Below are 12,364 nucleotides of genomic sequence, written 5' to 3'. Positions count from 1 at the left end.
CTGCGGGGCCCAGGCTCCGGCCGGGTCGGCCGTCCAGGCTCCGCCCTGGTCGGTCCAGGCTTCGGGGGCCTGCCAGGCGGGGCCGGAGCGGGGGTGTCCGTCGGACATGGGGCTCCTCGTGGCCGGTCGGCGGGGAGCGGGCCCCATCACGCGATAAGTATTCGGATAATCCGATAATCGACGTCATGGTACGTGCCGGTGGGTAGAACGCCTGCTCGGCCCGGGCCAGCCCGTAAGCTCACCTCAGGCACGCCAGGGCAGTGGCAGCGACAACCGCGGGAGGCGGCGGGATGACAGTCCCGGGACGCAGGAGCAGCACCTTCATCCGGCTGCTGCGCAGCGGTTTCACCGACCCCTCCGCCGCCGCCCGGCTGCTGGACGCCGCCGCGCTGGCATCCGTACGCGCCGATCCGGTACTGCTGGACGCCCTCGGGGCGACCGCCGACCCCGACCTCGCCCTCCTCGGGCTCGTCCGGCTCGCCGAGGCACAGCCGCCGGACGAGCTGCCCGGGCTCCTCGACACCCTCGTCAGCGCCAAGCCGCTGCGCGACCGGCTGCTCGGCGTCCTCGGCGCCTCCGAGGCACTCGGCGACCACCTCGCCCGCCACCCCCGCGACTGGCAGAGCCTCGTCACGTACGAGGCCGCCGATCTGCACCCCGGACTCCCCGAGTTCGAGCGCGGGCTCGCGGACGCGCACGACCCCGTCGCCCTGCGCGTCGCCTACCGCCGCTGCCTGCTCTCCATCGCCGCCCGCGACGTCTGCGGCACCATCGACGTCGCCCAGACCGCTGCCGAGCTCGCCGACCTCGCCACCGCCACCCTCCGCGCGGCCCTGCGGATCGCCTCCGCCGCGGCCCCCGAGGACGCCGCCCAGTGCCGCCTGGCCGTCATCGCGATGGGCAAATGCGGCGGCAACGAGCTGAACTACGTCTCCGACGTCGACGTCATCTTCGTCGGCGAGGCGGCCCCCGGCACCGACGAGGGCAAGGGCATCCAGGCCGCCACCCGCCTCGCCTCCCACCTCATGCGGATCTGCTCCGAGACCACCGTCGAGGGCACCATCTGGCCCGTCGACGCCAACCTCCGCCCCGAGGGCCGCAACGGTCCCCTCGTCCGCACCCTCGCCTCCCACCTGGCCTACTACCAGCGCTGGGCCAAGACCTGGGAGTTCCAGGCCCTCCTCAAGGCCCGCGCCGTCGCCGGCGACCCCGACCTCGGCACGCAGTACGTCGACGCCATAACGCCCCTGGTCTGGCAGGCCGCCGAACGCGAGAACTTCGTCGCCGACGTCCAGAAGATGCGCCGCCGCGTCGTCGACAACATCCCCGCCGCCCAGGTCGACCGCGAGCTCAAACTCGGCCCCGGCGGCCTGCGCGACGTCGAGTTCGCCGTCCAGCTGCTCCAGCTCGTGCACGGCCGCAGCGACGCCACCCTGCACTCCGGCACCACCCTCGACGCCCTCCAGGCCCTCGCCGCCGGCGGCTACGTCGGGCGCGCCGACGCCGCCCAACTGCACGACGCCTACCGCTTCCTGCGCGCCATGGAGCACCGCATCCAGCTCTACCGGCTGCGCCGCACCCACCTCGTCCCCGAGGACGAGAACGACCTGCGACGCCTGGGCCGTTCCATGGGCCTGCGCACCGAACCCGTCGCCGAGCTCAACAAGGCCTGGCGCCGGCACGCCTCCGTGGTCCGCCGCCTCCACGAGAAGCTCTTCTACCGGCCGTTGCTCGACGCCGTCGCCCAGCTGGCCCCCGGCGAGACCCGGCTCTCCCCGCGCGCCGCCGGCCAGCGCCTCGAAGCCCTCGGGTACGCCGACCCGGCCGGCGCCCTGCGCCACCTCGAAGCGCTCGCCTCCGGCGTCACCCGCAAGGCCGCCATCCAGCGCACCCTGCTGCCGGTCCTCCTCGGCTGGTTCGCCGACTCCGCCGACCCGGACGCCGGGCTCCTCAACTTCCGCAAGGTCTCCGACGCCCTGGGCAAGACCCCCTGGTACCTGCGCCTGCTGCGCGACGAGGGCGCCGCCGCCGAGAACCTCGCCCGCGTCCTGTCCGCCGGACGCCTCGCCCCCGACCTGCTGCTGCGCGCGCCAGAAGCCGTCGCCCTGCTCGGCGACCCCGAAGGCCTGCAGCCCCGTACGCACGAGGCCCTCGAACAGGAGGTCCTCGCCGCCGTCGGCCGCGCCGAGAACCCCGAAGCCGCCGTCACCGCAGCCCGCGGGGTCCGCCGCCGCGAGCTGTTCCGTACCACCGCCGCCGACATCATCGGCTCGTACGGTACGGAGGACAACCCGGCCGAGGAGGACCACGGAGCCCTCGTCGGCCGGGTCGGCGGGGCCGTCTCCGACCTCACCGCCGCCACCATCGCCGGAGCCCTGCGCGCCGCCGTCCACAGCCACTTCGGCGACACCCTGCCCACCCGCTTCGCCGTCATCGGCGTCGGCCGCTTCGGCGGGCACGAGCTGGGCTACGGCTCCGACGCCGACGTCCTGTTCGTCCACGAACCCCGCGAGGGCGTCGACGAACAGGAGGCCGCCAAGGCCGCCCAGACCGTCATCGCCGAGATGCGCCGGCTGCTCCAACTGCCCACCACCGACCCGCCGCTGCTCATCGACGCCGACCTGCGGCCCGAAGGCCGCTCGGGCCCCCTCGTCCGTACGCTCGCCTCCTACGCCGCGTACTACCGGCGCTGGTCCCTGACCTGGGAGAGCCAGGCCCTGCTGCGCGCCGAAACCGTCGCGGGCGACATGGAGCTGGGCGGCCGCTTCATCGAGCTGATCGACCCGCTGCGCTACCCGATGGAGGGCCTCGGCGAGGACGCCGTACGGGAGATCCGCCGGCTCAAGGCCCGCATGGAGTCGGAGCGGTTGCCGCGCGGCGCCGACCCGACCCTGCACACCAAACTCGGCCGCGGCGGCCTCAGCGACGTCGAGTGGACCGTCCAGCTGATCCAGATGCAGCACGCCTGGGCGGAACCGGGCCTGCGCACCACCCGTACCCGCCAAGCCCTGGCCGCCGCCCACGCGGCTGGGCTGATCCCGACCGAAGAGGCGCAGATCCTGGACGAGGCCTGGGTGCTGGCGACCCGGGTCCGCAACGCCGTGATGCTGGTCCGCGGCCGCGCCGGGGACACCTTCCCGTCCGAGGCGCGCGAACTCGCGGCGGTGGGCCGCTACCTCGGCTACGCCGAGGGCACGGTCGGCGAGATGCTGGACGACTACCGCCGCATCACGCGCCGCGCCCGGGCCGTGGTGGAGGAGCTGTTCTACGGCGCGTAGCGACACGGAGCAGTGCGGAGCGGGGCCTCGCCGCCGACCCCTGTAGACGGCCGCGGTCCACGGACCCGACGTGAGTCCGTGCACCGCGCTCAGGGGCGGCCCGGCTGCCCTACTTCGCCTTGTCCTCGGTGAGGGTGTGGGCGACCAGAGCGTTGGCGTGGCCGTGGCCCAGGCCGTGTTCGGACTTGAGCCAGGAGACGAGTTCCATGTGCTTGCTCAGGGGTGAGGACCGGATGAGGTCCTTCCATTCCGAGATCGGGCGGCCGTACTTCTGCTCGATCGAGGGGAAGTACGCGGCGCCCTTCACCGTGTCCGTCATGTCGTCCATGCCTTCCTCGCGCTGGAATCCCGTTGCCTGTATGACCGCGGGGGAGGGCAGAACTCATCGGTCCGGCGGAAGTGACGTGGGTCACGGCCGAAGCCGCGGGCTCACGTCACGCGCGCAGTGCCGCGAAGACGCCTCGGGCAGGGCTGCCGGCCGCGTCCTGCCACGTGGCTGACACGCGGGTGTGCGGGTCCGCCGGGGCTTCCGGGCGCAGGACGCGGGTCACCGCCACGGTGGGCCCGTCCTCGCCCGGGACCACCACGACCGTGGGGTCCGGGGTGTCGCTCGCGCTCTGCGCCTGCGGGACCGCCTCGCCGCGGAGCAGTGCGCGGAGTTGGGCCAGCAACACCGGGTCCTGGGCGCCGTCGTAGATCCACCGGGTGCCCAGTACGCCGTGCTCCGAGGTGCCGACGAGGGCCTGTTCGGCGTCGGGAAGCGGGGCGCCGCGGTAGGTCAGGGGGACGTGGTACGTGACCGGGCCGTCGGCATCGGCGGTGTCGGTGACCACCATGAACTCGATGCCCACTTCGCCCTCCGGGTCGTCCAGCCGGAAGCCGCCCACCCTGGTCAGCTCCGGGACCCGGCCGGGCCGCCCCTCGTACCAGGGCTGCGACGGGAGCCACGACACCAGGAGCTCCAGCTTGCCGGGGGTCATGGTGGTGCGGTGGACGACGGCCATGCGGACGGACCTCCAGGGGTTGCGAGTTGTACGACGAAGCCTACGATCCGCCCGCCCGCCGGCCGCAGTGACCGCTGCGGTCTTCAGATCCCGGCGGTGGCAAGGCGGCTTCGGAGTTCCTCGTCCGAGAGGTCCTCGAGGTGGGTCAGGAACACCCACATGTGACCCGAAGGGTCCTTGAGGATGACGGTGCGGTCCCCGTGGAACATGTCGGTCGGCGGCTGGAGGATCTCGGCCCCGGCGGCCTCCGCACGCTCGGCCAGGGCGTCGACGTCCGCCACGTAGACGTGCAGGGTGACGGAGGTGCCCCCACCGAGCGCGGTCGGGGCGGCGAAGGAGCCCTGCTCGGCCGCGTCCACGCTGGCGTCGCCCAGCATCAGGACCGACGGCCCGATGCTGATCTCGGCGTGCAGGACCCCGCCGCCCGGAGCGTCGAGCCTGAAGTCCTCCCGGGCCCCGAACGCCCGCTGGTAGAAGTCGATCGCCGCGGCGGCGTCGTCGACCATGATGTGCGGGATCACGGCGTAGCGGTAGCGCTCGGGGATCTGGGTCTGGATCTGGGTCTGGGTCTGGGTCTCGAGGTGGGCAGTGCGCTCGGTCATGGCGAACCTCCTTGAGAAGCACCGCCGGTCGTTTCCGGCGGCCTCTGGAAACGAACCTAAAAGCTCAAGTTTGGTTCAGGTCAAGCGCCGGTATGCGGTACGCGGCCGCCGGAGCACGGTGGCCGGAGCGCGCCTCCACGTCCCGGCGATCCACCGGCCCAGAATGTGTGCGGTGACCGAGAACAACGGCTCGGAGGCGGACCGCCGGCTGGTGGAGTCGCTGCACCGACGCCTGAACCGGATCGAGGCCCTGCTCGAAGCCTCCGCCGAGACGGTGGAGGAGAGACCGGCCTGGCGGCGGCCCACCGAGGGCGAGGAGCGCTGGGCGGTCACCGCCGCGATCCTCGTCGCCGTGGGCCTCCAGCTCGCCCTGCCGGACCGGCTGACCATCGACCCGCGCTGGCTGCTCCCGGCCCTGGAGGTCACCCTGCTGCTGGCGCTGGCCGCCCTCCACCCGCACCGCCGCCTCGACCGCGGCTCGTACCTGCTGCGCGCACTCGGGCTGAGCCTGGCCGCCGCGGTCAGCCTGGCCAACGCGTGGTCGGCCGTGATGCTCGTACGCGAGCTGCTGCGCGGCACCGGACCGGAAGGGGCGCTCGCGCTGCTGACCACGGCCGGCGCGGTCTGGCTGACCAATGTGATCGCCTTCGCGCTCTGGTACTGGGAGTGGGACCGGGGCGGCCCGGTGGCCAGGGCCCAGGGCACCAAGGAGTACCCCGACTTCCTCTTCCCGCAGATGGGGCAGCGGGGCATCGCCCCACCCGACTGGGAGCCGTACTTCGGGGACTACCTCTACGTGGCCTTCACCAACGCCACCGCTTTCAGCCCGACCGACACCATGCCGCTGACCATGTGGGCGAAGCTGCTCATGATGACGCAGACCGCGGTGTCGCTGGTCACCGTGCTGCTGGTGGTGGCCCGGGCGGTGGGCATCCTGGAGTGAGCCCGCGCTGCCCAGCTCGGTCAGACGTCGCGCTAGGGGCGCGTACGGAACCTGTTCACCACGGCCGCCGTCACCGGGTGCGGCGACGTCTCCTCCGGGCGGCGCGGCAGGTGGTGGGGGAGCGAGCCGTACCAGCTGCGCGACACGGTGTAGCCGAAGGTCAGGCAGAGGAGGCCACCCACCGCGTCGAGCCAGAAGTGGTTGGCGGTGGCCACGATGACGACGAGGGTCGCCGCCGGGTAGAGCAGGCCCAGGATCCGGGCCCACGGGGCCGAGGCGACCGCGAAGATCGTCAGCCCGCACCAGAGTGACCACCCTATGTGCATGGACGGCATCGCAGCGTACTGGTTCGACATCTGCTTGAGGTTCCCGGAGGCCATGGAGCCCCAGGTGTGGTGGACCAGCACGGTGTCGACGAAGTTCTGCCCGTTCATCAGCCGGGGCGGCGCGAGCGGATAGAAGTAGTAGCCGAGGAGCGCGACGCCCGTGGTGGCGAAGAGGACGAGGCGCGTGGCCGCGTAGCGCCCGGGATGGAAGCGGTAGATCCACACGAGCACGCCGATGGTCACGACGAAGTGGAGCGTGGCGTAGTAGTAGTTCATGCCGACGATCAGCCACGTCACGGAGTTGATGGTGTGGTTGACCGACTCCTCCACGGCGATGCCGAGGCTCCGCTCGACGCGCCAGATCCAGTCGGCGTTCGCGAGCGCTGCGGTCTTCTGCTCGGGCACCGCGTTGCGGATCAGTGAGTACGTCCAGTAGCTGACCGCGATGAGGAGGACCTCGAACCAGATCCGCGGCCGGCGCGGGACACGCAGCCGGGAGAGCAGGGCGCGGTCCGACCCCGGGCGGGTCTTCGTCTCGGTCACGGTGGGCGACGAGACATCCGTCCGGGTTTCCAGTGTCTTCACGCTCGATTCACCCATGGGGAGAGAGTCTGCCAGATGCGTTCTCGCCTCCGATCATCCCTCGGGACGGTCTTCGGCGCAGCCGCTCCGCCTCAGGGACGAGTCCGACTGCGACCCTGTCCGGGGCCCGAGGCCGTGGATCCGCGCACCACCAGCTCGGGCAGGAAGACGAACTCGCTGTGCGGTGCCGGCGTACCGCCGATCTCCTCCAGCAGGGTCCGCACCGCCGCCTGCCCCATGGCCTGCACGGGCTGCCGGATGGTGGTCAGCGGCGGATCGGTGAACGCTATGAGCGGGGAGTCGTCGAAGCCGACGACCGACACGTCCTGCGGCACCTTCAGCCCCTGCTGCCGGGCCGCCCGGATCGCGCCGAGCGCCATCATGTCGCTCGCGCACACCACCGCCGTGCAGCCCCGCGAGATCAGCGCGGCCGCGGCGGCCTGGCCGCCCTCCAGCGTGTACAGGGAGTGTTGGATGAGCTCCTCGACCTCGGCCTCGCCGAGCCCGAGCCGCTCCTTCATCCCGAGCCGGAAGCCCTCGATCTTGCGGAGCACGGGCACGAACCGCTTCGGCCCGACCGCCAGTCCGATCCGGGTGTGCCCGAGCGCGGTGAGGTGGGTGACCGCGAGCTGCATCGCGGCCCGGTCGTCGGGGGAGACGAAGGGGGCCTGCACCTTGTCGGAGAACCCGTTGATGAGGACGTACGGGACGCCCTGCCCGCGGAGTTGGTCGTAGCGGCCCATGTCGGCCGTCGTATCGGCGTGCAGGCCGGAGACGAAGATGATCCCTGAGACCCCGCGGTCGACCAGCATCTCGGTCAGCTCGTCCTCGGTGGACCCGCCGGGCGTCTGCGTGGCCAGCACCGGCGTGTACCCCTGCCGGGTGAGGGCCTGGCCGATGACCTGGGCGAGCGCCGGGAAGATGGGGTTGTCCAGCTCGGGGGTTATCAGACCGACGAGGCCGGCGCTGCGCTGGCGCAGCCGTACGGGACGCTCGTAGCCGAGTACGTCGAGGGCGGCCAGCACGGACTCACGGGTGCCCGCGGCCACACCGGGCTTGCCGTTGAGCACGCGGCTGACTGTGGCTTCGCTGACCCCCGCCTGGGCTGCGATGTCGGCTAGCCGTGCGGTCACAGGATTGGACTGTACCGGTCTCGGGTTCACGATGCCCACCACGTGCACGAATCCGGGGGAAGACGGACGGTGCGCCCGTCCGTCTCCACGGGAGCGCTGGAGAGTACGGGTCGTCCGGGCGCGGGAAGCTCCACCGCGACGGGGCGGGTGTTGAGCGTGCAGGCGAAGCCGGGGCGGGTGAAGAGGAGTACGCCGTCGGGCGCGGGCAGCCAGGTCAGCGGGCCCGCCTCCAGGGCGCCCAGGCCCGGCAGGGCGCGGCGCAGTTCCAGGGCGGCGCGGTAGAGCTCCAGGGTGGAGTGCGGGTCGCCGGTCTGCGCGGCCACGCTGAGGTCGCCCCATCCGGCGGGCTGCGGCAGCCAGCTCCCGGCCGGGCCGAAGTCGTACGGGGGCTGCGCGCCGGACCAGGGCAGCGGCACCCGGCACCCGTCGCGCAGCCCGTCCTGGCCGTCCGCCTCCCGCGGGGCCCGCCGCTCCGCCTCCGGCGCGGCCTGCCCTTCCGCCTCCGGCGCGGCCTGCGGGTCGGCCTCCGGCCCGGCACCGGGATCGGCGTCGGCCCGGGCCCCCGGTCCTGCCGGCCCGGCACCGGGACCGGCGGCGGCCCCCAGCGCCTCCGGCCCGGCAAGCACCGGGCCGGAGGGGGCCCCGGCCCCGGCCCGGTCCAGGGAGGCGGCCCCGGCCTCGGAGGCGCTGCCGGCCCCGGCATCGGATGCGGCTCGGGCCCCGGCCCCGGCCCGGTCCAGGGCGGCGGCCCCGGATTCCTGCCGACGGCGCCCGCGGCGGAAGGCGGGGTCCTGGCGCACCTCGTCCGGGAGGTCCGTCACCTCCGGCAGGCCGAGCTCCTCGCCCTGGTAGACGTACGCCGATCCGGGCAGGGCCAGCATCAGCAGGGCGGCGGCCCGGGCCCGCTCCAGGCTGCCGAAGCGGGTGCGGTGGCGGACGACGTCGTGGTTGGAGAGCACCCAGGTGGTGGGGGCGCCGACCGAGGTGGTGGCGGCCAGGGACTCGTCGATGACGGTGCGCATCGCGCCGGGTGCCCACGGGCAGTTGAGGAAGCGGAAGTTGAAGGCCTGGTGCAGTTCGTCGGGGCGGACGTACAGGGCGAGCCGCTCGGAGGTCGGCGCCCAGGCCTCGGCGACGCCGATGCGCGCCCCCTCGTAGGAGTCGAGGAGGCGGCGCCAGGAGCGGTGGATCTCGTGGACCCCGTCCTGGTCGAAGAAGGGGAGCGGCTCGGTGCCGATGAGGGTGGCCTGGGCGCCGCGGCCGATGTCCGGCAGGCCCGGGGCCTTGACCATGCCGTGGGCCACGTCGACGCGGAAGCCGTCGGCGCCGAGGTCGAGCCAGAAGCGCAGGACGGACGCGAACTCCTCCGCGACCTCGGGGTCCTCCCAGTTCAGGTCGGGCTGCTCGGGGGCGAAGAGGTGCAGGTACCACTCGCCGTCCGCGACCCGGGTCCAGGCCGGTCCGCCGAAGACGGACTCCCAGTCGTTGGGCGGAAGCTCCCCCGAGGTCCCCCGCCCCGGGCGGAAGTGGTAGCGGGCCCGGGCGGCGGGATCGTGGAGGGCCGCCCGGAACCAGGGGTGCTCGGCGGAGGTGTGGTTCGGGACCACGTCCACGATGATCCGCAGCCCGAGAGCGTGCGCGGCCCGGACGAGCTCGTCGGCGTCGGAGAGGTCCCCGAAGAGCGGGTCGACGGCCCGGTAGTCGGCGACGTCGTAGCCGCCGTCCGCCTGCGGGGAGACGTAGAAGGGGGTGAGCCACACGGCGTCGACCCCGAGGCGGGCGAGGTGGGGGAGGCGGGAGCGCACTCCGCGCAGGTCCCCGATGCCGTCGCCGTCGCTGTCCGCGAAGGACCGTACGTAGACCTGATAGATGACGGCATCGCGCCACCACTCGCCGCTTGCGGTCGCGTTGCTGGAAGCGCTTGCAAGCCGGGATGCGGTCAGCTCATGGGTCATATCGGGGTCAACGCGGCTACACGCCCCCTGGTTGCGGGCCCAAGCAGTCGAAGGTGACTCGAACTAACAGCAAGCTGCGGCAACCGTACGGACACACGGATGTAACGATCAGCCCTTCTTGCAGAAAATTGCCGCAAGCTCTTTCGGACGGCTTTCAGGCTTGTTACGTTCCCTGCAACTCGGGACCGCGAGGGCGCGGCCGGGATCATCGAAGGAGTTCATATGCGGCGTGGCATAGCGGCCACCGCGCTGGTCGCGACCCTGGCGCTCGCGGCTACGGCTTGCGGCGGTGACACCAAGGGCGACGGTGGCGAGACCAAGGCCGGCGGCGAGCTTTCCGGCACGGTCACGTGGTGGGACACCTCGAACGACGCCGAGAAGGCCAGCTTCCAGAAGATCGCCGAGGCGTTCACCGCGAAGCACCCGAAGGTCACCGTCAAGTACGTCAACGTCCCGTACGGCGACGCGCAGAACAAGGTCAAGAACGCCTTCAGCAGCGGCTCCGACGCCCCCGACGTGATCCGGGCCGACGTCGGCTGGGTCGCCGACTTCGCCTCGCTCGGCTACCTCGACGAGGTCCCGGCCGAGACCGCGAAGAAGGTCGACGCCGAGTTCCTCGCGCAGGCCGCGGCCAGCGGCAAGTACGAGGGCAAGACCTACGCCGTGCCGCAGGTCATCGACACCCTCGGCCTCTTCTACAACAAGAAGATGCTCGCCGACGCCGGCGTCCAGCCCCCCAAGACGCTGGAAGAGCTCAAGACCGCCGCCGCGGCCATCAAGGAGAAGACCGGCAAGGCCGGTCTCTACCTGCGCGGCGACGACTCCTACTGGTTCCTCCCGCTGATCTACGGCGAGGGCGGCGACCTCGTCGACGCCAAGAACAAGACGGTCACCGTCGACAACGCGGCCGGCGTCAAGGCCTTCAAGACCGCGCGCGACCTGGTCACCTCCGGTGCGGCGATCACCAACGCCACCGACGGCTGGAACAACATGCAGACCGCCTTCAAGTCGGGGCAGGCAGCCATGATGATCAACGGCCCGTGGGCGGTCGCCGACAGCTACGCCGGCGACCAGTTCAAGGACAAGGCCAACCTCGGCATCGCCGCGGTCCCGGCCGGTTCGGTCAAGGCGGGCGCCCCGCAGGGCGGCCACGACCTCGCCGTCTACGCCGGTTCCAAGAACACCGCCGCCGCGCACGCCTTCGTCGAGTACATGACCTCGCAGGAGGTCCAGGTGCAGTCCGCCAAGGAACTGAGCCTGCTCCCCACCCGTACCGCCGCCTACGAGCAGCCGGACGTCAAGAGCAGCGAGATGGTGCAGTTCTTCAAGCCGGCCGTGGACAAGGCCGTCGAGCGGGCCTGGATCCCGGAGAACGGCTCCCTCTTCGAGCCGCTGAAGGTCGAATACACCAAGGCGATCACCGGGGCCTCGAGCCCGGAGGACGCGGCCAAGGCGGCCGGCGTCGAGTTCCGCAAGATCCTCAAGGGCTGGAAGTAACGAAACCATGGCTGCTCACACCAGCCAGTCGGTGGCGAAGGCCGCGGGCGACGAAACCGGGAACACCGGCGTCGCCCGCGGCCGGAGCCGCAGGACTGACAGCGGGAACGGGAACAAGGGTGGACTGAGGCGCGCCCTCGCCACCCACTGGTACGCCTGGGCCATGGTCGCCCCGGTGGTGCTCGTCCTCGGCGTGATCATCGGCTGGCCGCTCGTCCGCGGCGTCTACCTGTCGCTGACCGACGCCAACGAGCGCAACGTCGCCCGTGACATCGGCGCCCGTCACATCGACGCCACGTACGAGTTCGTCGGACTCGACAACTACGCGGCCGTGCTCGGCGACCCGGTGTTCCTGCAGCGGCTGGTGTGGACGGTGGTGTGGACCGTCGCGTGCGTGTCCGTCACCTTCACGCTCGGCCTGATCCTGGCCAACATGCTCAACCGGGAGTTCCGGGGCCGCGCCGCCTACCGGATGGCGCTCATCCTGCCCTGGGCCGTCCCCGGCTTCGTCTCCGTCTTCGCCTGGCGGTTCCTCTTCAACCGCGACAACGGCATCCTCAACAAGATCCTCGACGGCGGCGGCATCGCCGCGATCCCGTGGCTCGACGACCCGACGTGGGCCAAGTTCTCCGTCGTCGCCGTCAACGTCTGGCTCGGCGTCCCCTTCATGATGGTCGCCCTGCTCGGCGGACTGCAGTCGATCCCCGGCGAGCTCTACGAAGCCGCCGAGATGGACGGCGCCGGCCCCTGGCAGCGCTTCCGGCACATCACGCTGCCCGGCCTGCGCGCGGTGAGCATGACGGTGATCCTGCTCTCCACCATCTGGACCTTCAACATGTTCCCGGTGATCTTCCTGCTCACCCGCGGCGGACCGGGCGACTCCACCGAGATCCTGGTGACCCAGGCCTTCCGCGAGGCCTTCATCACGAGCCCGCGCGACTTCGCCGTCTCCGCCACGTGGGGCGTACTGATCCTCGCCCTGCTCATGATCTTCGCGCTGGTCTACCGGCGCTCGCTGCGCAAGCAGGGAGAGGTGTGGTGACC

At 71.9% G+C, this 12,364-nt stretch carries 10 protein-coding genes; 4 read left to right on the top strand and 6 right to left on the bottom strand.

What is annotated here, in order from left to right:
- Positions 1-290: 290 nt before the first annotated feature.
- On the top strand, positions 291-3,278 hold the full coding sequence (locus ACZ45T_RS21600; RefSeq protein ID WP_468443626.1) for a bifunctional [glutamine synthetase] adenylyltransferase/[glutamine synthetase]-adenylyl-L-tyrosine phosphorylase: 2,988 nt from the start codon (positions 291-293) through the stop codon (positions 3,276-3,278).
- Positions 3,279-3,387: 109 nt separating this feature from the next.
- On the opposite strand, the gene ACZ45T_RS21595 is transcribed toward ACZ45T_RS21600, so the two are convergent.
- From ACZ45T_RS21595 to ACZ45T_RS21585, 3 genes are all read right to left on the bottom strand, one after another.
- Entirely contained in the window at positions 3,388-3,597 is a 210-nt protein-coding gene (locus tag ACZ45T_RS21595) for a DUF4287 domain-containing protein (RefSeq protein WP_468443831.1), read from the bottom strand.
- Between the two features lie 115 nt (positions 3,598-3,712).
- Entirely contained in the window at positions 3,713-4,282 is a 570-nt protein-coding gene (locus tag ACZ45T_RS21590) for a maltokinase N-terminal cap-like domain-containing protein (RefSeq protein ID WP_468443624.1), read from the bottom strand.
- Between the two features lie 83 nt (positions 4,283-4,365).
- Positions 4,366-4,884 (bottom strand): VOC family protein, encoded by a 519-nt coding sequence (locus ACZ45T_RS21585; protein ID WP_468443622.1) that lies wholly within the window; start codon positions 4,882-4,884, stop codon positions 4,366-4,368.
- A gap of 172 nt (positions 4,885-5,056) precedes the next feature.
- Between ACZ45T_RS21585 and ACZ45T_RS21580 the strand changes: the two genes are divergently transcribed.
- A complete protein-coding gene (locus ACZ45T_RS21580) occupies positions 5,057-5,827 on the top strand; it encodes a hypothetical protein (protein ID WP_468443620.1) in 771 nt (256 codons plus the stop codon).
- A 32-nt stretch (positions 5,828-5,859) separates the two neighbouring features.
- Here ACZ45T_RS21580 and ACZ45T_RS21575 read toward each other — a convergent pair whose 3' ends face one another.
- The 3 genes from ACZ45T_RS21575 to ACZ45T_RS21565 form a co-directional block, all read right to left on the bottom strand.
- Positions 5,860-6,753 (bottom strand): phosphatase PAP2 family protein, encoded by an 894-nt coding sequence (locus ACZ45T_RS21575; protein ID WP_468443618.1) that lies wholly within the window; start codon positions 6,751-6,753, stop codon positions 5,860-5,862.
- Between the two features lie 74 nt (positions 6,754-6,827).
- Complete coding sequence (locus tag ACZ45T_RS21570; RefSeq protein WP_468443616.1) at positions 6,828-7,868, bottom strand: LacI family DNA-binding transcriptional regulator; 1,041 nt, start codon at positions 7,866-7,868, stop codon at positions 6,828-6,830.
- Positions 7,869-7,894: 26 nt separating this feature from the next.
- Positions 7,895-9,823 (bottom strand): glycoside hydrolase family 13 protein, encoded by a 1,929-nt coding sequence (locus ACZ45T_RS21565; RefSeq protein ID WP_468443614.1) that lies wholly within the window; start codon positions 9,821-9,823, stop codon positions 7,895-7,897.
- 222 nt (positions 9,824-10,045) lie between these two features.
- On the opposite strand from ACZ45T_RS21565, the gene ACZ45T_RS21560 reads away from it, so the two are divergent.
- Together ACZ45T_RS21560 and ACZ45T_RS21555 are read left to right on the top strand one after the other, a co-directional pair.
- The gene (locus tag ACZ45T_RS21560) at positions 10,046-11,320 is read left to right on the top strand and encodes an extracellular solute-binding protein (RefSeq protein ID WP_468443612.1); all 1,275 of its coding nucleotides are present in this window, start codon (positions 10,046-10,048) and stop codon (positions 11,318-11,320) included.
- A 7-nt stretch (positions 11,321-11,327) separates the two neighbouring features.
- Positions 11,328-12,362 carry a carbohydrate ABC transporter permease gene (locus tag ACZ45T_RS21555; RefSeq protein WP_468443610.1) on the top strand — a complete coding sequence of 345 codons (1,035 nt, stop codon included), beginning with the start codon at positions 11,328-11,330 and terminating at the stop codon, positions 12,360-12,362.
- Positions 12,363-12,364: the final 2 nt, after the last annotated feature.

This window comes from Streptomyces sp. NPDC030995 (assembly GCF_055571215.1).
The sequence above is the reverse complement of the archived record's forward strand: the minus strand, read 5'-3'. Positions and strand labels throughout refer to the sequence as shown.